23 protein-coding genes are annotated in these 17,000 nt (G+C 63.0%); 11 read left to right on the plus strand and 12 right to left on the minus strand.

Annotation, left to right across the window (positions count from 1 at the left end):
* The first annotated feature begins 34 nt into the window (after positions 1-34).
* Positions 35-457, plus strand: a complete 423-nt coding sequence (locus A3A9_RS0113895) for a metallopeptidase family protein (RefSeq protein ID WP_027032002.1) — start codon at positions 35-37, stop codon at positions 455-457.
* A 163-nt stretch (positions 458-620) separates the two neighbouring features.
* Here A3A9_RS0113895 and A3A9_RS0113900 read toward each other — a convergent pair whose 3' ends face one another.
* A complete protein-coding gene (locus A3A9_RS0113900; protein ID WP_027046018.1) occupies positions 621-827 on the minus strand; it encodes a DUF1737 domain-containing protein in 207 nt (68 codons plus the stop codon).
* A 36-nt stretch (positions 828-863) separates the two neighbouring features.
* Complete coding sequence (locus A3A9_RS0113905; RefSeq protein WP_027059323.1) at positions 864-1,739, minus strand: HpcH/HpaI aldolase/citrate lyase family protein; 876 nt, start codon at positions 1,737-1,739, stop codon at positions 864-866.
* Between the two features lie 308 nt (positions 1,740-2,047).
* Between A3A9_RS0113905 and A3A9_RS0113910 the strand changes: the two genes are divergently transcribed.
* Genes A3A9_RS0113910 through A3A9_RS0113925 form a run of 4 tightly spaced genes read left to right on the plus strand, consistent with a single transcriptional unit; the run spans position 2,048 to position 7,078 of the window.
* On the plus strand, positions 2,048-3,595 hold the full coding sequence (locus A3A9_RS0113910) for a DUF4153 domain-containing protein (protein WP_027059324.1): 1,548 nt from the start codon (positions 2,048-2,050) through the stop codon (positions 3,593-3,595).
* 3 nt (positions 3,596-3,598) lie between these two features.
* A complete protein-coding gene (locus A3A9_RS0113915) occupies positions 3,599-4,291 on the plus strand; it encodes a response regulator transcription factor (protein ID WP_027059325.1) in 693 nt (230 codons plus the stop codon).
* On the plus strand, positions 4,282-5,883 hold the full coding sequence (locus A3A9_RS0113920; RefSeq protein ID WP_027059326.1) for an ATP-binding protein: 1,602 nt from the start codon (positions 4,282-4,284) through the stop codon (positions 5,881-5,883). Before A3A9_RS0113915 ends, A3A9_RS0113920 begins: the two co-directional genes overlap by 10 nt.
* Positions 5,884-5,911: 28 nt before the next feature.
* Positions 5,912-7,078 carry an NAD(P)/FAD-dependent oxidoreductase gene (locus A3A9_RS0113925; RefSeq protein ID WP_027059327.1) on the plus strand — a complete coding sequence of 389 codons (1,167 nt, stop codon included), beginning with the start codon at positions 5,912-5,914 and terminating at the stop codon, positions 7,076-7,078.
* Here the strand turns inward: A3A9_RS0113925 and A3A9_RS38765 are convergent.
* The 5 genes from A3A9_RS38765 to A3A9_RS0113950 form a co-directional block, all read right to left on the minus strand.
* Complete coding sequence (locus tag A3A9_RS38765; protein WP_082222066.1) at positions 7,027-7,854, minus strand: DUF72 domain-containing protein; 828 nt, start codon at positions 7,852-7,854, stop codon at positions 7,027-7,029. The genes A3A9_RS0113925 and A3A9_RS38765 overlap by 52 nt on opposite strands.
* Before the next feature lie 74 nt (positions 7,855-7,928).
* Positions 7,929-8,420 (minus strand): SRPBCC family protein, encoded by a 492-nt coding sequence (locus tag A3A9_RS0113935; RefSeq protein WP_027059328.1) that lies wholly within the window; start codon positions 8,418-8,420, stop codon positions 7,929-7,931.
* 43 nt (positions 8,421-8,463) lie between these two features.
* Positions 8,464-8,910, minus strand: a complete 447-nt coding sequence (locus A3A9_RS0113940) for an SRPBCC family protein (protein ID WP_027059329.1) — start codon at positions 8,908-8,910, stop codon at positions 8,464-8,466.
* A complete protein-coding gene (locus tag A3A9_RS0113945; protein ID WP_082222068.1) occupies positions 8,910-9,227 on the minus strand; it encodes an ArsR/SmtB family transcription factor in 318 nt (105 codons plus the stop codon). The genes A3A9_RS0113940 and A3A9_RS0113945 overlap by 1 nt, the downstream gene beginning before the upstream one ends.
* Before the next feature lie 81 nt (positions 9,228-9,308).
* Entirely contained in the window at positions 9,309-9,734 is a 426-nt protein-coding gene (locus A3A9_RS0113950) for a GNAT family N-acetyltransferase (protein ID WP_027059331.1), read from the minus strand.
* A gap of 156 nt (positions 9,735-9,890) precedes the next feature.
* On the opposite strand from A3A9_RS0113950, the gene leuD reads away from it, so the two are divergent.
* The 3 genes from leuD to A3A9_RS41760 all read left to right on the plus strand — a co-directional run bounded on the left by leuD (position 9,891) and on the right by A3A9_RS41760 (position 12,040).
* Positions 9,891-10,496 (plus strand): 3-isopropylmalate dehydratase small subunit, encoded by a 606-nt coding sequence (gene leuD, locus A3A9_RS0113955; RefSeq protein ID WP_027031989.1) that lies wholly within the window; start codon positions 9,891-9,893, stop codon positions 10,494-10,496.
* A 69-nt stretch (positions 10,497-10,565) separates the two neighbouring features.
* Entirely contained in the window at positions 10,566-11,495 is a 930-nt protein-coding gene (locus tag A3A9_RS0113960; protein ID WP_027059332.1) for a hypothetical protein, read from the plus strand.
* Entirely contained in the window at positions 11,441-12,040 is a 600-nt protein-coding gene (locus tag A3A9_RS41760; RefSeq protein ID WP_082222070.1) for an ester cyclase, read from the plus strand. Before A3A9_RS0113960 ends, A3A9_RS41760 begins: the two co-directional genes overlap by 55 nt.
* 68 nt (positions 12,041-12,108) lie before the next feature.
* Here A3A9_RS41760 and A3A9_RS0113970 read toward each other — a convergent pair whose 3' ends face one another.
* Positions 12,109-12,765, minus strand: coding sequence for a hypothetical protein (locus tag A3A9_RS0113970; RefSeq protein WP_027059334.1), 657 nt, complete (start codon positions 12,763-12,765; stop codon positions 12,109-12,111).
* Complete coding sequence (locus A3A9_RS0113975) at positions 12,762-13,163, minus strand: hypothetical protein (RefSeq protein WP_033838546.1); 402 nt, start codon at positions 13,161-13,163, stop codon at positions 12,762-12,764. Before A3A9_RS0113975 ends, A3A9_RS0113970 begins: the two co-directional genes overlap by 4 nt.
* A gap of 168 nt (positions 13,164-13,331) precedes the next feature.
* On the opposite strand from A3A9_RS0113975, the gene A3A9_RS0113985 reads away from it, so the two are divergent.
* From A3A9_RS0113985 to leuB, 3 genes are all read left to right on the plus strand, one after another.
* The gene (locus A3A9_RS0113985) at positions 13,332-13,715 is read left to right on the plus strand and encodes a RidA family protein (RefSeq protein ID WP_027031987.1); all 384 of its coding nucleotides are present in this window, start codon (positions 13,332-13,334) and stop codon (positions 13,713-13,715) included.
* Positions 13,712-14,062 carry a VOC family protein gene (locus tag A3A9_RS0113990; RefSeq protein ID WP_027059336.1) on the plus strand — a complete coding sequence of 117 codons (351 nt, stop codon included), beginning with the start codon at positions 13,712-13,714 and terminating at the stop codon, positions 14,060-14,062. The genes A3A9_RS0113985 and A3A9_RS0113990 overlap by 4 nt, the downstream gene beginning before the upstream one ends.
* 88 nt (positions 14,063-14,150) lie before the next feature.
* Entirely contained in the window at positions 14,151-15,254 is a 1,104-nt protein-coding gene (gene leuB, locus A3A9_RS0113995; protein ID WP_027059337.1) for a 3-isopropylmalate dehydrogenase, read from the plus strand.
* A gap of 16 nt (positions 15,255-15,270) precedes the next feature.
* Here the strand turns inward: leuB and A3A9_RS0114000 are convergent, their stop codons facing one another.
* From A3A9_RS0114000 to A3A9_RS0114010, 3 genes are all read right to left on the minus strand, one after another.
* Positions 15,271-15,669 (minus strand): MarR family winged helix-turn-helix transcriptional regulator, encoded by a 399-nt coding sequence (locus tag A3A9_RS0114000; RefSeq protein ID WP_245279034.1) that lies wholly within the window; start codon positions 15,667-15,669, stop codon positions 15,271-15,273.
* Between the two features lie 49 nt (positions 15,670-15,718).
* A complete protein-coding gene (locus A3A9_RS0114005; protein WP_027059339.1) occupies positions 15,719-16,147 on the minus strand; it encodes a polyketide cyclase in 429 nt (142 codons plus the stop codon).
* Between the two features lie 148 nt (positions 16,148-16,295).
* Positions 16,296-17,000, minus strand: coding sequence for a DUF805 domain-containing protein (locus tag A3A9_RS0114010; RefSeq protein WP_027059340.1), 705 nt, complete (start codon positions 16,998-17,000; stop codon positions 16,296-16,298).

Genomic DNA, 17,000 nt, shown 5'->3' on the forward strand with positions numbered 1-17,000 from the left:
CGAAAGCCTATATGCCGGGTTCAAAGGACAAAGCATGGCCCGTATCTACAAATCCCGTACCTGGCATGGCGAACTCGCACCCTCGATGGAGGAGATGGAGTTCCTCGCCCTGGAGGCGTACGCCCACTTGCCGGAGGACTTTCGCAAGCTGACCGGCGAGATCGTCATCCAGATCGCCGAATTCCCGACCGACGAGATCATGGACGATCTGTCGCTGGAAACCCCGTTCGACCTGCTCGGCCTGTTCGAGGGCCGCGGCATCGCCGAACGCTGGAACCCGCAGACCGGCGAAGGCCCGAACCGCATCACGCTCTACCGCCGCGCCATGCTCGACTACTGGGCCGAAAACGAGGAGACGCTGGGCGATATCGTCACCCATGTTCTGATCCACGAGATCGGCCACCATTTCGGCCTGTCGGACGATGATATGGAGAAGCTCGAAGAGGCTGCCGAGTAGGCTGTGCCGATATTCAGGTGAGGCCGGCCTGCAAATGGCGGTCCCCTGCGCTTCCGGTGCTCACGTACTCAAAAGTACGCTCCGCTCCGGTTCTCGGGCACCACCATTTTCGACTCGGCCTGACCTGAATCTCGACACAGCCTGCGTCGGCGCTTTGCAAAATCTACCAGTCGCTAAGCTTTGTATCCGGCCCATATTCCTGGCCGTCGATATCCTTCACCACGGCCTGGCCGCAGCGCATGGTTTTGGCTTTCTTGTCATAGGCATAGGTCGGCGAGCCGAACAGGTGCCAGCCCTTGTTCAATGCGGCCGTCACCTTGTGGCAGAAGCTGGCATCGTCCGGGGCGGTCAGAAAACGGTAGAGTTTCATCTTCTCAAGTCCTGTCGTGAAATAACCTTAGCCGGATCATGCGCCGATGGCGGCCGCCTTCGCCAGCAGTTTTTCAGCCTGCGCCAGATGCAGGCGCTCGACCATCTTGCCGTTCAGCGAAATCACGCCCTTGCCGGCATTCTCGGCAAGTGAAAAGGCGTCTTTCACTAGCTGCGCCTCGGCCAGTGCTGCGGGGGCTGGCGCGAAGGCGCGGTTCGCCGCGTCGATCTGGGCCGGATGGATAAGGGTCTTGCCGTCGAAGCCCATGGCGGCTCCCTCCGCGCACTCCCGGGCAAAGGCCTCAAGGTCGCGAAAATCGTTGGAGACGCCGTCGAGCATGTCGAGGCCGCCGGCGCGCGCGGCCAGCACCATCTGCATCAGCCATGGTACGAGGTAGCGCCGGTCGGGCGTCGCCAGCACACCGGTGTCCTTAACCAGATCATTCGTTCCGGCAACGAAACAAGCCAGTCGTGACGCCGGATCGCGGCCCAGTTCGGCGATGGCGCCGATGTTGAGCAGTGCCTTGGGCGTCTCGATCATCGCCCATAGTTTCACGCTGTCGGGGGCAAAATTGTCGTCGAGCACGTCGCCGACTTCGAGGATGTCGCGCGGCGTAGCGACCTTGGACAACAGGATGCCGTCGGGCTCGAATTTTGCCACGGCCAGCAAATCGTCGGCGCCCCATTCGCTGGCCAGCGCATTGACGCGCACCACCATCTCGCAGCGCCTAGCGGGGCGATTGGCGAAGATGCCGGCCAGCTTCTCGCGGGCGGCGATCTTGTCGGCGGGGGCGACGGCATCCTCCAGGTCGATGATGATGGCATCGCAGGATAACTGCGCGATCTTGGCCAGCGCCTTGTCGTTGGAAGCCGGGACGTAGAGCACCGAGCGGCGCGGGCGGTAGGGTTCCATGTCCGATCTATGCCGCGTGTGGGCGGGTGAGGCAAGCTGTCTCCCGCTCTGCACGAAAACTGCACAGGCCAGCGGAAAACCTCCTCGGATCCGCCCTGCGATCTCCCCGCCCGCCTGCGAGACAGGGGCATGCACAAGCGAGCAAAACCCCGTTGGTCTCTTCCCTACCGCCTGCGCAGCGAAGGCTGGTGGCTGGTCGATCCGCCGCGCGCCAGCCCTGAAGCGATCCTCATTCCCTTTGTCCGCAAGAGCCCGCCGCCAATGCGGCCGGAGGCCATCGGGCCAGATGCTATTAGGAAGGTCAGTTCATGACATCGTTTTTCACCGCAGCACCAAGCTATTGCAGCCGCTTTGGTGTCGCCGCGCTGCTGGTCGTGCTGGCGGATTTTTTGTTTTATGGCCAGCCTGCCGGCATCACGGTTTTCCTGTTCGCCATCCTGATCGCCGCAGCGGTGGTGGCCGTTCATCCCACAGCCTTCAACGACATCAGGGTCTGGCTCAAACCCGCCGCTTTGCTGGTCGCGGTGCTGCCGCTCGCCGAAAATGTCAGCGCCTTGTCTGTCTCGATCGCGCTTGCTGCCCTGGTCGTGTTTGCGCTTTCGCTGAGCGGACGCCTGCGGCACAGCATGGCGCGCATCGCCGGCCAGATCGCGCTGTTCTGGCTGGCGGCGCCGTTTCGCTTCATCAGAGATTTTATCCGCTGGCGCAGGACGGCGCGGCGGTTCGGCGGGCGCCGCGTCCGGCTGGCGGCGGTCGCCGTCTGGGTGATGCCGCTGACGCTGGGCGCCGTGTTCCTGGCGCTGTTCGGCGCCGCCAATCCGGTCATCGATTACTGGCTGTCGCTGATCGACCTGATGAAGCTGCTCGATCTCATCCAGCTGGCGCGGATTGCCTTCTGGCTGTTCGTGCTTGCCGGCGTCTGGGCTTTTTTGCGGCCACGCCTGCCGCGTTTTCAGCAACGCATCCCTCGGCCAAATCATGCCCTTGCCAATGCTCAACCGGTGGCCAGTGCGCAAAGGCACGTCGTTGAGGACGTCCTGTTTGGCAAGGCCGCCATCCTGCGCGCACTTGTCGTCTTCAACATCCTGTTTGCGCTGCAGACCGGGCTCGACACCACCTATCTGTGGGGCGGGGCAGCACTCCCAGACGGGTTGAGCTACGCCGCCTATGCACATCGCGGCGCCTATCCCCTTGTTGCCACCGCGCTGCTTGCCGCCGGTTTCTTGCTGGCAGCGCTCAGGCCCGGCAGCGAGACATCAGGCGATCCGCTCATCCGCCGGCTGGTCTATGCCTGGGTGGCGCAGAACATCATGCTGGTCATCTCGTCGATCCTGCGGCTCGACCTCTATATCGGCATCTATGCGCTGACCTACTGGCGCATCGCGGCTTTCCTCTGGATGGGGCTGGTGGCGGCAGGCCTTGCGCTGATCATCGCCCGCATCGCGCTGGGAAAATCCAATGAATGGCTCTCCTCCGCCAATCTTCTGACGTTATCGCTGACGCTTTATTCCTGCTGTTTCATCAATTTCACGGCTACGATCGCCAATTACAATGTCGACCATTCCCTTGAAATGACCGGCCAGGGCATCCCCCTCGACGCCTGGTATCTGCGCTCGCTCGGGCCGGGCGCGTTTCCGGCGCTCGATCGTTTCTTCGATCATCAGGACAAGACGCCTGCCGCCGGCGCTGTCCGCGAACTGGAAGGATTGCGGGCAAGCGACGAAGACTGGTATCGCACGGTCCAGCTGAACTGGCGGGCCTGGAGCTTTCGCGACTGGCGCCTGCTTCGATATCTCGACAGCAAGGGGTCGCTCGTGCTTCCTCAGCCTCAGCAACCTTCCTTGCCGGGGCGCTGACCGATGCCGCATCACATCCTCGTCGCCGACGATGACCCGCATATACGCGAAGTGATCTGCTTTGCCTTGGAAAAGGCGGGCATGAAGACGCATGCAGTGGCCGATGGTGCTGCTGCCCTGCAGGAAATCGGACGCCGCCCGCCCGATCTTGTCGTGCTCGACATCGGCATGCCGGAGATGGACGGGTTGGAGGTCTGCCGGCGGCTTCGGCACACCTCCGATGTACCGGTGCTGTTCCTGTCGGCGCGCGACGAGGAGATCGACCGCATCCTCGGGCTCGAAATGGGCGGCGACGACTATGTGACGAAACCGTTTTCCCCGCGCGAGCTGGTGGCCCGTGTCAATGTCATCCTGCGCCGCGCGCGCCCGGTGCCGGCCGAACCGGCCGACGACAGGCAGTTCACGCATGGCAAGCTCACTCTGGCGCCGGCCAGCCATGCCACCAGCTTCGACGGCAAGCCGCTTGCCCTGACGGGGATCGAATTCTCGATCCTGAAAGGGTTTCTGGCGCGGCCCATGCATGTGCTCGACCGCGACGCGGTGATGGCAAACGCCTATGCCGGTAAGATCCATGTCGCCGACCGCACCGTCGACAGCCACATCAGAAACATCCGCGCCAAGCTGGCGGCGGTGGGCTGCCTGGATGCCATCGAGACCGTGCACGGCGTCGGCTTCCGGCTTGGCCGATGCGGCTGAGGGCTTCGCGCAAATGGGTCGGCCGCAAATGGCGGCCACGGCTTGCCACGGTCGTCGTCGCCATCCTGATCCTGGTCATGGCCTTGCCGCTGGTCGGCCTGTTCTTCTTCCGCCTCTATGAAAACCAGCTGATCCGCCAGACGGAAGCCGAGCTGATCGCGCAAGGGGCGGCCATCGCGGCCGTCTATGCACAGGATGTGCGCGACGCCGGCATTGCCCCGGACAAACTTGGCCCGCCGATGCCGCAAGCCAATGGAAGTGCCAGCCGAAGCGCCAATCCCGACGGCCCCTACCGGCCGATCGAGCCGCGCCTCGATCTCGCTTCCGATTATGTCCTTCCGACCCGGCCGGCCGCCATGCCCGCCACTCTTGATCCGGCCTTCGCCGCGATCGGCACACGCCTGTCCGGCATTCTCGATGCCACGCAGAAAACCACGCTGGCCGGCTTCCGGCTGCTTGATCCCCGTGGCGTCGTCATCGCCGGGCGTGGCGAGGTCGGGCAGTCGCTTGCCGAGGTCGATGAGGTGCGCGAGGCACTTGCCGGCCGCTATGCCAGCGCGCTCCGTCTGCGCATTCCGGACCAGCCGACACCGCCGCTTTACTCAGTCAGCCGCGGCACCAAGGTGCGCGTCTTCGTCGCCTTGCCGGTGGCCGTCGCCGGTCAGGTCGCGGGCGTGGTCTATGTCTCGCGGACGCCCAACAACATCGTCAAACATCTCTATGGCGAACGCGGCAAGGTGACCTTGGCGGCGATCGCCATCCTTGGCGGCACGCTGCTCATCGGCCTCGTGTTCCTGCGCACCGTCAGCCGGCCGATCTATGCGCTGATCGACCGCACGCAGCGCATCGCCGCCGGCGAGCGCGACGCGATCCGGCCGCTCGACCATCACGGTACCTACGAAATGGCCGAGCTGTCCGCCGCCTTCCTCGACATGGCGGAAAAGCTGCAGGCGCGCTCGGACTCGATCCAGACCTTTGCTACCCATGTCTCGCACGAGCTCAAATCGCCGCTGACGGCGATCCAGGGGGCGGCCGAACTGCTGCGTGATGCCGGCTCGACGATGGACGACGACGAGCGGCGGCGTTTTTCCAACAATATCGTCACCGATGCCGGGCGGCTCAACCTGCTGGTCCGGCGCCTGCTCGATCTGGCAAAGGCCGAAAATCTTGCGCCCAGCGGTGAAAGCACTTCGGTCGGTGCAGCACTTGCACTGCTGCCCGTCGACACCAGGCTGGTGGTTCGCGTCGAGGCGGGTGGCGATCTGTCCTTGCGCATCTCGGCCGAAAACGCGGCGATCGTGCTTGCCAATCTCATCGACAATTCGGCCAGGCACGGCGCGACGCAGGTTTCGATCACCGCCGCAAGCGCCGGCGGCAAGGCGACGGTGCTGGTTGGCGATGATGGCGACGGCATTTCGCCGAGCAACCGGTCGCGCATCTTCGAGCCGTTCTTCACCACGCGGCGCTCTACCGGCGGCACCGGCATGGGTCTCGGCATCGTGCTGGCCCTCCTGAAAGCGCATGATGGCACGATCAGGCTGGTTGACAGCGAGCGCGGCACGCGCTTCGAGATCACACTGCCGGCGGCATAGACAGGTGGCCGGCCGGATCGGAGAAAAAATGCGCTACGACATCGTCATCATCGGCGGGGCCATCGTCGGATCCTCCATTGCCTACTATCTGCGGGAGGAAGGGTTTTCCGGGTCGATCGCGCTGATCGAGCGCGATCCGCAATTCGCGCATGCGGCAACGACGCTGTCCATGGCCTCGATCCGCCAGCAATTCTCGATCCCGGAAAACATCCGCCTGTCGCAGTTCACGCTAAAGCTGTTCCGGCGGCTGAAGGAAGAATTCGGCGCGGACGCCGATATCGGTTTCCGCGAGGGCGGCTACCTGATCCTCGCCGGAGAAGCCGGGCTGCCGATCCTCAAGGCCAATCATGAGGCGCAGATCGGCGAAGGCGCCGACATCGTGCTGGAGGACGCCGAACAGCTGACGCGGCGTTTCGCGTGGCTGTCGACTGAGGGCGTTTCCGCCGGTGCCTATGGCCGGAGCGGCGAAGGCTGGTTCGACGCGCATGCGATGCTGACGCTGTTCCGCAAGGCACTGCGCGACAAGAAGATCGATTTCATCACCGCTTCGGTCACCGGCATTGCGCGCGACGGCAACCGCGTCACCGGTGTCTCCCTCGACAATGGCCAGACGCTGGAAGCCGGCATCGTCGTCAACGCCGCCGGGCCGAACGCCGGCAAGGTTGCGGCGCTTGCCCAGCTTTCGCTGCCGGTCGAGCCGCGCAAGCGCAACGTCTTCGTTTTCGAGGCGCGCGAGAAATATGCCGACATGCCGCTGCTGGTCGATCCCTCCGGCATCTATGTCAGGCCGGAAGGCTCGGTCTACCTTACCGGTGGCGCCGAGCCGGAAGAGGGCGACGGCCCGGCCGACCCCAAGGATTTCGAAGTCGACTGGCCGCTGTTCGAAGAGGTGATCTGGCCGGTGCTGGCAACCCGCATTCCGGCCTTCGAAGCGATCAAGGCGACGCGCGCCTGGGCCGGACACTATGATTACAACACGCTGGACCAGAACGCGGTGATCGGCCCGCATCCAGAGGTCGGCAATTTCCTGTTCGCCAACGGCTTTTCCGGCCACGGCCTGCAGCAGGCGCCGGCGGTCGGCAAGGCGCTGGCGGAACTGATCGTGCATGGCGGGTATCGGACGGTGGATTGCAGGGCGTTCGGCTATGGGCGCGTGGCTGAGGGACGGGCGTTTCGGGAATTGAATGTGATTTGAGAGGCGCCTCTTCCTTCTCCCCCTGTGGGAGAAGGAAGAAGCGCCTGGGCAATCATCGCCTCAACCTTGAGAGCGTTGCCAAGCGCATGGCCTGATGCCGTGTTGTCGAAAATCCCCCAGACTTCGGCGCCCGAATCGGCCGCTGCTTGCACCTGGCGGCCGATCCGGTCGAGGCTTTCGGCGTTGTAGTCCGAGTAATACACGCGCGGCGCGCCGTGCCAGCGGAAATAGGCGAGGCCGGGCCAGCCGCCCGGCGTCGCCGCGAGAGGAACCGGAGCCGGGTCGGCGGCAACGCGGGCGATACGGCGGCCGGCCAGAAGCGCCTCCGCCTCGGCTTCGAACCAGCTGGGGTGGCGCGGTTCGCATGCCAGCCGCGCCTTTGTTCGCTTGCTCAACATGTCGAAGAAATCGCTCACGACATCCGCTTCGAACGGCAAACTCGGCGGCAGTTGCACCAGAAGCACGCTCAGCTTGCCGCCGAGACCTTCGACCTGATGAAGAAACGCATCGGCGTGCGCATCGCAATCCGCGAGGCGATGCTCATGGGTTATTGTCCTGGGTGTCTTGACGGCAAAGCGGAAGTGCTCCGGCACGGCGTTTGCCCAGCGCTGATAAGTCTCGCGGCGATGCGGCTTGTAGAAGGACGTGTCGATCTCGACGATCGGAAAGTGCCTGGAGTAGCGCTCGAGATGCGATCCGGGTTGCGGAAAGTCCTGCCTGTGTCGGGTTGGAATTCCCCAGCCGGCCGTGCCTATGAAACATCCCCGCTCTTCCATGCATGGGATGTGGACCAGATGCGGTGCGGGTCAAGGCGAAGATGCGTGAAGATCGCTGCCAACGGACCCGATGCTCAGGCCGCCGACAGTCTTCCAGCCTCGACATATGCCTGCAGCGAGGTCAGCATCCGGCCCCAACCCTCGGCATGCTCTGTGGCCGCTGCACGCAGCCCGGCAAAGCCGCCATGGCAGATGGTGAGGCGCGTGCCCTTGGCGACGGGTTCCAGGAGCCAGGCAACCGTCGTCTGCCGCCTGCCAAGCGTGGGGTGGTCCCATGCATAGGCCCGCGTCTGGACGATGCGGCGCGGCGCTTCGATCTCGAGGAATTCGCCGCCGGCCGGCAGGTCCCTGCCGTCAGCCGTGCGGACGACAACCGTCCAGTGGCCGCCGACGCGAAGGTCGGCTGACCAATCGAGCACCCGGTTGGTATGGGCGGACCCCCACCATTGCTCGACTTCCTTGCCGATCAGTGCCCTGAAAATGTGTTCCGGAGGTGCTTCGATGTCGGCCGATGCCATGACGGTTTCGCCATTGGTCATGCTCTGCGCGATAGGGCGGTGCATCATGGGCGCTTCCAGCGAATATTTGTTTCGGTATCGAAACGAGCCTTCATCGTTTTGATGGCGGGCGCTCAAAACCCTTGCCGGTCTCAAGCAGGCTCTTCAGGCTGGCCAGCACCAACGGCCACCCCTTGGCGACATTGCCGATCAGGCTGTGTGGCCCGTCTGCTTCATGGGTGACGGCAAGCTTCATCAACTCGCCATCTTGTTCGATGGTGAAGGTGCAGCGCGTGTAGCCGTCTTCCCTCACCTCGGGCATCCATTCGTTGCGCCATTTGATGACCAGGCGTCGCGGCGGATCAATCTCGAGGATCTCGCCGCTGTCGGCGACGCGGCCGTCGGGGAATATCAGTTTCCAGCTGGAGCCCACTTTCCAATCGCTCTCCTGATAGGAGCAGAGGAAGAACTGCCGGTTGAACTCCGGGTCGGTCAGGGCCTCCCAGAGCTTCTCGGGCGTGGTGCGGATGTAGGTCACGTAAACGAAGCTATTGGCCATCAGTCTTCCCTTTCGAGGCGTTTCTTCAGATCGCTGAGGGCCGTCAGCCGGCCCCGCTCGAATTTGCCGATCCAGCGTTCGGCGATCTCGTTGATGGGAACTGGGTTGAGGTAGTGCTCCTTCTCACGGCCCCGGCGGAGCGTGGTGAGGAGGTTTGCTTCCTCCAGGATCGCCAGATGCTTGGCCACCGCCTGGCGCGTCATGGCCATCTCCTCGCATAGAGCGTTCAGCGTCTGCCCGTTCCTGGCATGGAGGCTGTCCAGCAACTGCCGGCGTGTCGGGTCGGCCAGGGCGCGAAAAACTGCATCCATGCTCATGGCCTTAATATGCAACCATTTGGTTGCATGTCAAGCGGCAAAAGCGCTTGCCATTTACCGGCTGCAGTCACAGGCGAAAAATCAACCCTTTCGGTCGAACCAGAAGGCGTCTGGCATGCGCTTCATGCCGATGCGCTCGTAGAAGCCAACGGCGTCGGGCACGGAGAGAAGGCTGATGGCGACCGATGGGCCGAGCTGTCGCCGCGCCTCGTTCAGCAGGCCTTTGCCAATGCCAAGTCCCTGCGCCGATTGGGAAACGGCGAGCTCCGAGACATAACACACCCAGGAGAAGTCGGTGACGGCGCGGAGGAGGCCGATCAGCGGCTTGCCTTCGATGTCGAGGCGCGCTGTCAGCACCAGATTGGCGCCCGACAGCATCGCCTGCAGCCTGACGGGATCATCGACAGGCCGTGCCTCGCCGAGGCCGGATTCCACCAGAACGCGGCGGAATTCGGCGATGTCGAGCGCGGGTTCGCTGTTGTAGAGGACATGAGAGTTTTCAGCCATGGCAGCCAGACTGCACCAACGGGTGGCGAATTCGAAGCTGTTCTTAAGCGGCACTCTTGTGCCAGCGCGCACAAACAGTTGCCTTTTATTTGCCCTCGGCTTTGTGTAAACCGTGCCTCAGCAAATCCCCCCGCAACAAAAAAACGGGCCAAAGCCATGGAAAAATTCACCAAGCTCACCGGCGTCGCCGCTCCCATGCCGATCGTCAATGTCGACACCGACATGATCATCCCGAAGGATTATCTCAAGACGATCAAGCGCACCGGGCTTGGCACCGGCCTGTTCGCCGAAATGCGCTACAAGGACGACGGTTCGGAAAATCCGGACTTCGTGCTCAACAAGCCCGCCTACCGCAAGGCGCAGATCCTCGTCGCCGGCGATAATTTCGGCTGCGGCTCGAGCCGTGAGCATGCGCCGTGGGCGCTGCTCGATTTCGGCATTCGCTGCGTCATCTCAACCTCGTTTGCCGACATCTTCTACAACAACTGCTTCAAGAACGGTGTGCTGCCGATCACCGTCAGCCCCGAGGATCTGGAAAAGCTGATGGACGACGCCTCGCGCGGCTCCAACGCCACTTTGTCGGTCGATCTCGAAGCCAAGGAAATCCGTGGCCCCGACGGCGGCGTGGTCAAATTCGACCTCGACGAGTTCAGGCGGCACTGCATGCTCAACGGGCTCGACGACATCGGCCTGACCATGGAGAAGGCCGGCGCCATCGCCTCGTTCGAGAAGCGCAACGCCGAACAGCGCCCCTGGGCCTGAGCGGCTGCTTCTAACGGATAGACCCGGCCTTTCGGCCGGGTTCGCGGCGACTGAATGGGGAGGGCAGTCATGACACGTTCGCTTCTGGCCGGCGTTTGCGGGCTGGCGTTGTTGGTGGTGCCCGCGGCTAGCGCGTTTGCGCAGACACAAACGCCCGCCGCACAGCCGGCGCCGGCGGCGGATCAGCCGGCAGCCGATCCGGGAACGAACGCCGCCAATGCTGCCGATGACGACAAGCAGGCACCTGTGCCGTTTGAGGGCGGCCAGCTGACCATCACCCAGAAGGAACAGTATGGCGAGAAGGTGCTGGCCTATGACGGCCGGCAGTTGGCCAGCAATTATGATGTTTTCTTCGACAAGATTGTCGAGGTCGGCGGCGTCAAGGTGGCGTTGTTCGCCGTCGGCGATGGCGGCAATCAGTGCGGCCCGGCGACGGTGATCGTCTGGAAGCCGGAAGGCGGCACCATCCAGAGCACCAAGGTCGAGCAGGACGAATGCGGCGCCCCGCCCACGGCGGTGTCCGACAGCGCCATCTATTTCGTGCCCTATCTCCTGCCGGGGGAAGAGAAGCCGGCTTTGCAGTGGTCGCCGACGGACGGGCTGACGATTTCAGGCAATCTTACCTATATGCCGGAACCCGGCACCGACTGGAAAGACATCGATCCGGAAAAGTATCAGAACATCATCGATGCCTTCCACAATGAGGCCGTCTACAGGCAAGCCGAGACGCTGCTGGGCAAGGACATGACCGACATGGCGACCAGCCTGCTGGTCGGCGGCGGCACGGAAAAGACGGCGTCCGGCGCCTTCTACGCCACAGGTTGCGTACCGCATGATTGCGGCGGCAATGACGGCTTCATGGCGGTCGACCCGGCCAAGCACAAGCTCTACTTCGCCCGCCGCGGCGACGATGGCCAGCCAAAGGGCTGGCCGGCGCTGGCGACATGGCCGGCCAATATCAAGGCAGCGCTGGACAAGGCCCAGGGCGCTGCGAATTAGCGGGCATCGCCAAGCGACGGGTTTCCTGTTGCCATTTCCCGACGGAGGTCACGATGCAGAATCGGCGACAAGTAACGACGGCCGGGCTGCTTCTCGGCGGCGGCCTGCTCGCACCGACGCTGGCTCGGGCAGCGGCCTCGCCTCAATCACTGGCGGAACGGTTCGCGGCGACATTGAGCGCAGGCGATATTGACGGCTTCTCCGAACTGTTCGCCGACACCTATGTGAATCATCAAAAAAGCGCCGCGGCACCGCCGCCCGCGAACATCACGCCGAAACAGGGAACCGTGGCCTTCTTCAAGGCGCGGCTGGTGGCAATGCCGGACCTCAAGGTTGCCAGGGAAGTCGTGGTCGCGGACAAGGATCATGTGGCCGCGAGCTTCGTCTACAGCGGCACACACAAGGGTGCCTACTTCGGTGTGGCACCGACCGGCCGGACACTGCGCTTCACCTCCTGCGACATTTTTCGGGTGCAAGACGACCTCATCGTCGAGCATTGGGGCATGGGCGATATCGCAGGCGTCCTGGCGCAACTGCGAGTGTGACGATCCGAGTAGCTGGACACTAACCCGGCCCCTATGCCGGATCGGCCGTTCGGTGCTGATGGCCGGCGCTATTGTTTTCCCTGAATGGTCAGCGAGAAAGCCGGAGGTGGGGATTTGGCCGGCGGCGGATTTGCTGCCCAGGCGAACACGCCGAAGCCTAGAATTGCCAACAGCGTGCCAATGGCCAGCCCGTAGCAAAGGTATGTGAACCGGTTGCGCACGACGTTGAACCCGGCATCGGCGTTGAATGTGGCGAAGTCGGTTGTGGCCTTGGCGATCAAGTCAGTATCGGTTTTATCCTTACCGCCCTGCTTTATGCGCGTCTGCGCTTCGTCAACATATTGCTGATAGCGGTCGAAGGAGTCCGCACCCGCCGGGAACTCCTTTTGATAACGCGAAAGCAGACGGTTCCTCACCATGCTGATTTCCGGATCAGTGGAAGTGGCGAATTCTCGAAACGTCCTGGCTTCGACGACAAGAATGCGAAGTGCCGGAATAAGGATGATGGCGAGGCCAGCGAATCCGACAAGAAGAGCGCCAAGGGCCAGCAGCATCCTCTGCCTGTCTTCGGTCGGATCAAGCGCTCCGAGCGATGTCAGGGAACTGCCGGCAAAGACGGCGGCAGCGGTCGCCACCACTCCGCCCACGAGCCATTTGGCGGTATCTCTCAACGACTGTGACCCGGCTGCCATTGCTGTCACAACGGGCGGCGTCGGGTCGCTCATTTCTTCAAGCGTCCCAGGTCGCCGAAGTCGATCGCCAGGGGAATATCCCTCATGCTCTTCTCGATCTGCTGTTTCAAACGGCTGACCTCGTGAAGGTCGGCCTGCCGGGCTTGAAGCAGGACCATCTGCGGGTCAGGTTTGGCTGGATCGGAAATCTGGTCTTCGAAATCTCTCAGAAGCTGTTCGATATCGATTTTGCCGTCTGCCTTTTTCGGCACATTGAGATAGATGCCTGGTATGTCACCCGGGTTTATGGGAACGTCGCCGGGAATTATTGGCGATCCGGCCCCTCCTGCTGTGGGCTGATAGCCCTCCACCTCAATTTCAAAATCGGTGTCACCGCATTTGATCCGGATGATGCCATTGCTATCCGGGGCCATCTTCACTCGTATGACCATCGCCGCCTCCAGCTACCGAGGCTGGCAAGAGTGTCACAACTCAAAAGCCATGAACAGCAGCTCGAAAGCTTCAGAGGCGTTGTCGGGGCAACAATCGCCCCTGCCTGGCATATGGCGCGGTGGCTCGCCCTCCATCAAGATGGTCACCAGACACAGTGAGGAATTCTTATGCGAAAACTCATCTCCACCGGCTCGCCGTTCGAAAAGACCGCCGGCTATTCGCGGGCCGTGGTGCAGGGCGACTGGTGCTTCGTCTCCGGGACGACCGGCTACGACTATGCGACGATGACGATGCCGGAGACCGTCGAGGCGCAGACGCGCAATTGCCTGGCGACGATCGGCAAGGCGCTTCACGATGGCGGCTTCGACATGGCAGATGTGGTGCGGGCGCATTACTACATCACCGACCAGGCCTTCGTGGACGTGGTCTTCCCGATCCTGGGCGAGACCTTCGGCGACATCAGGCCGGCGGCGACGATGATCGTCTGCCAGCTCAACAAGCCGGAAATGAAGATCGAGATCGAAGTGACGGCGCTGCGGCGGACGGCATGAAAGTCCGGCGCATCATCGCCAACATCGAAACATCAGATATCGTGGCGGCCAAGCGATTCTATCAGGACGTGCTCGGTCTCGATCTGCTCATGGATCACGGCTGGATCGCCACCTATGGCTCGCAAGAAAAAATGGATGTGCAGATCAGCTTTGCCGAGCAGGGCGGCTCGGGCACGCCGGTGCCGGATCTGTCGATCGAGGTCGACGATGTCCCGGCCGCATTCGAAGGCATGAAGGCCGCCGGCTTCGCCATCGAATACGGACCGGCCGACGAACCCTGGGGCGTGCGGCGCTTCTATGTGCGCGATCCCTTCGGCCGGCTGGTCAACATTCTCTCGCATCGGTGAAGAGCGCTTCTCAACCCTAGGCTTGCGCGCCGGACGCTTGGCGTTTAGCAAAGCGCCGGTTCAAATCTTTTCTGGGACGGTTTTCTCCATGGCAACGAAGCATCTTTTCCTGCTCTCCGGCGACGGCATCGGCCCCGAGGCCATGGCCGAGGTCAAGAAGCTGATAACGGCCATGAACGACAAGTTCGGCAGCGGCTTCGTCACCGATGAGGGCTTGGTCGGTGGCTGTGCCTACGACGCGCATGGTGCTGCGATTTCGGATGCCGACATGGCAAAGGCCATGACGGCCGACGCGGTGCTGTTTGGCGCGGTCGGCGGCCCGAAATGGGATGCGGTGCCTTATGAGGTGCGCCCCGAGGCCGGCCTGCTGCGGCTGCGCAAGGACATGGAGCTGTTCGCCAATCTGCGCCCGGCCATCTGCTATCCGGCGCTGGCGGCATCCTCGTCGCTCAAGCAGGAAGTTGTCGAAGGCCTCGACATCCTCATCGTGCGCGAGCTGACCGGCGGCGTCTATTTCGGCGAACCCAAGCAGATCATCGATCTCGGCAACGGCCAGAAGCGCGGCATCGACACGCAGGTCTATGACACGTTCGAGATCGAGCGCATTTCGGGCGTCGCCTTCGAGCTGGCGCGCACCCGCAAGAACCACGTCACTTCGATGGAAAAGCGCAACGTCATGAAGTCGGGCGTGCTGTGGAACGAGGTCGTCACCCAGACCCACAAGGCGCGCTATGCCGACGTCAAGCTCGACCACATGCTGGCCGACGCCGGCGGCATGCAGCTGGTGCGCTGGCCAAAGCAGTTCGACGTCATCGTCACCGACAATCTGTTCGGCGACATGCTGTCCGACATCGCCGCCATGCTGACCGGCTCGATCGGCATGCTGCCGTCGGCCTCGCTCGGCGCGCCTGATGCCAAGACCAAGAAGCGCAAGGCGCTCTACGAGCCGGTGCACGGCTCGGCGCCCGACATTGCCGGCAAGGGCATCGCCAACCCGATCGCCATGATCGCCTCTTTCGCCATGTGCTTGCGCTATTCCTTCGGCATGGTCGAGGAAGCCGACCGCGTGGAAAGCGCGATCGCCGCCGTGCTCGATCAGGGCCTGCGCACCAAGGATATTTTGTCCGAGGGCATGACCGAGGTCGGCACGGTCGAGATGGGCGACGCGATCATCGCCAAATTCCTGGCTTAAGCCCCAGGGGCCAGTCTCAACGGATATCGCCAGCCAGCTGACGCAGCAGGCCGACGAGCTGCGCCTCATCCACGGACTGGAAGAAGGCCGCGTCGGCGGCTTCGACAGCGACGATGGCGCGCTGCGCGGCCGCCGCCCCTGTTGGGGTGATGCGGATCACCTTGGCCCGGGAATCCCTGGGGTCCGTCTCTCGCGCAATCAGTCCTTTTGCCTCGAGCCGGGCAACGACATCAGACGTCATCTTCACTTCGGTGCCAGCCTGGGCGGCGAGCTGCACCTGGTTGGGCGGCTCGCCGTCACGGCCGAGCCACATCGCCGAGGCCAGCAGCACGAACTGGACATGCGTCAGGTCGAGCGGCGCGAGCGCCGCCGTCATGACGCGCTGCCAGCGCATGGTGGTTCGCCAGAGCAACAAGCCGGGGCTCTCCGAAGGTCCGCTGAAGCGCGTGTTCAAATCCTGCCCATCAGCCATTTTTCGCCAATGCCTCTGCCTGCTCGAACAATTTGGCCATCGAGACGTCGAAATCGCCGCTGATCTGCGGGCCGAGTTCGGGTCCGACCTCGGCGGCCGAGGGTCCTGATATTTCGAGCCTGTGCGTCACCTGCGTGCCGCCTTCGACGGGCACCAGCGTATGGCGGAACAAGAGTCTGGTGTCACCGAACGAGGTCTCGTCGGCATAGGTGACGTTATCGACGAGATCGACGATAACAGATTCAAACGTGTCCTGCCCGACCGGCGTCACCGAGACGCGGGTGCCCTTGGCGAACGGCCCGTGCAGCACGAAATTATCCGACCCTTCATAAGTGAGGCGGCCTTCGTGCAAAGCCTTCAGCGCGTTCCAGATGGCCGCTGCGGGAAGCGAGGAAATCGCGGTGTATTCATTGGTCCACATTGTCTTGACTCCTGTCCGATCGACCATTCGATCTGTGCACAGACTATCTGTGCACAGAGTAAATTGCAAGAGGAATCTTGCTGCTTCGCCTGGACGGTGCCAACTCCTTGTTTTTATGCAGTTTCGGACGGGTATGCCGCCGGGGTCGTTATATTCGGACGCCCGCCGGCACCGGTCCCCACTGGTTTTCGCGGGCCTGCGTCGGGATGAACGCAAAGACCAGGATGATCAAACTGCCGATGGTGGGGATCACGATCACCAGGCAGAGCCAGCCGGTCAGCCCGATGTCGTGCAGGCGGCGCACGATCATGCCGAGGCTGGGCAGGAAGGTGGCCAGCAGGAAGGTGCCGCACACGCCAACGGTGACCGCCGCTGAGAAGCTGGTGTCGAAATTGCCCATTTCGATGTCGGTGAAGATGCCGATGCCACCGATGATCAGCAGGCAAACCGTCCAGAACAGGCAATAGCTCCAATATTCCTTGCGCCGGGCGCGGCCGGCAAAATTGAAGTAGTTCTGGGTCACGCTACGCCAGAAATAGCCCCAGAGATCGGTGGGCTCGGCCGTCTCGGCTGTCCGGCCGAAAGGCTGCGTCTGCGATACGGCGGCCGCAGGTGCAGGGTTGGCTGGAACCGGCGCGGCGCTTGTGCCGGCGGCCGGGCTTGCGGTCTGGGCGGCCACCGGAAAGACGTCGCGCGCCTGGCCGCCGCCTGGCTGGAACTCGACCGCCGTGCCGTTGGGCATTGCTGCCTGGCGGCGCAGGTTCTCGCGGGTGAAGGTGTAACGGTTGCCGTCGGCTCCGGTGATGAAGCCGAAGCCCTGGTTCTCGTCGTAGTGAAGCACTTCGCCGCGCAT

This window comes from Mesorhizobium loti CJ3sym, assembly GCF_000472785.1.
Classification (GTDB): domain Bacteria; phylum Pseudomonadota; class Alphaproteobacteria; order Rhizobiales; family Rhizobiaceae; genus Mesorhizobium; species Mesorhizobium loti_E.

Coding starts and splice junctions, on each gene's coding strand:
- A3A9_RS0113895 (WP_027032002.1), top strand. CDS start 35: ATGGCCCGTATCTACAAATCCCGTACCTGGCATGGCGAACTCGCACCC.
- A3A9_RS0113900 (WP_027046018.1), bottom strand. CDS start 827: ATGAAACTCTACCGTTTTCTGACCGCCCCGGACGATGCCAGCTTCTGC.
- A3A9_RS0113905 (WP_027059323.1), bottom strand. CDS start 1,739: ATGGAACCCTACCGCCCGCGCCGCTCGGTGCTCTACGTCCCGGCTTCC.
- A3A9_RS0113910 (WP_027059324.1), top strand. CDS start 2,048: ATGACATCGTTTTTCACCGCAGCACCAAGCTATTGCAGCCGCTTTGGT.
- A3A9_RS0113915 (WP_027059325.1), top strand. CDS start 3,599: ATGCCGCATCACATCCTCGTCGCCGACGATGACCCGCATATACGCGAA.
- A3A9_RS0113920 (WP_027059326.1), top strand. CDS start 4,282: ATGCGGCTGAGGGCTTCGCGCAAATGGGTCGGCCGCAAATGGCGGCCA.
- A3A9_RS0113925 (WP_027059327.1), top strand. CDS start 5,912: ATGCGCTACGACATCGTCATCATCGGCGGGGCCATCGTCGGATCCTCC.
- A3A9_RS38765 (WP_082222066.1), bottom strand. CDS start 7,854: ATGGAAGAGCGGGGATGTTTCATAGGCACGGCCGGCTGGGGAATTCCA.
- A3A9_RS0113935 (WP_027059328.1), bottom strand. CDS start 8,420: ATGATGCACCGCCCTATCGCGCAGAGCATGACCAATGGCGAAACCGTC.
- A3A9_RS0113940 (WP_027059329.1), bottom strand. CDS start 8,910: ATGGCCAATAGCTTCGTTTACGTGACCTACATCCGCACCACGCCCGAG.
- A3A9_RS0113945 (WP_082222068.1), bottom strand. CDS start 9,227: ATGAGCATGGATGCAGTTTTTCGCGCCCTGGCCGACCCGACACGCCGG.
- A3A9_RS0113950 (WP_027059331.1), bottom strand. CDS start 9,734: ATGGCTGAAAACTCTCATGTCCTCTACAACAGCGAACCCGCGCTCGAC.
- leuD (WP_027031989.1), top strand. CDS start 9,891: ATGGAAAAATTCACCAAGCTCACCGGCGTCGCCGCTCCCATGCCGATC.
- A3A9_RS0113960 (WP_027059332.1), top strand. CDS start 10,566: ATGACACGTTCGCTTCTGGCCGGCGTTTGCGGGCTGGCGTTGTTGGTG.
- A3A9_RS41760 (WP_082222070.1), top strand. CDS start 11,441: ATGGCCGGCCAATATCAAGGCAGCGCTGGACAAGGCCCAGGGCGCTGC.
- A3A9_RS0113970 (WP_027059334.1), bottom strand. CDS start 12,765: ATGAGCGACCCGACGCCGCCCGTTGTGACAGCAATGGCAGCCGGGTCA.
- A3A9_RS0113975 (WP_033838546.1), bottom strand. CDS start 13,163: ATGGTCATACGAGTGAAGATGGCCCCGGATAGCAATGGCATCATCCGG.
- A3A9_RS0113985 (WP_027031987.1), top strand. CDS start 13,332: ATGCGAAAACTCATCTCCACCGGCTCGCCGTTCGAAAAGACCGCCGGC.
- A3A9_RS0113990 (WP_027059336.1), top strand. CDS start 13,712: ATGAAAGTCCGGCGCATCATCGCCAACATCGAAACATCAGATATCGTG.
- leuB (WP_027059337.1), top strand. CDS start 14,151: ATGGCAACGAAGCATCTTTTCCTGCTCTCCGGCGACGGCATCGGCCCC.
- A3A9_RS0114005 (WP_027059339.1), bottom strand. CDS start 16,147: ATGTGGACCAATGAATACACCGCGATTTCCTCGCTTCCCGCAGCGGCC.
- A3A9_RS0114010 (WP_027059340.1), bottom strand. CDS start 17,000: ATGCGCGGCGAAGTGCTTCACTACGACGAGAACCAGGGCTTCGGCTTC.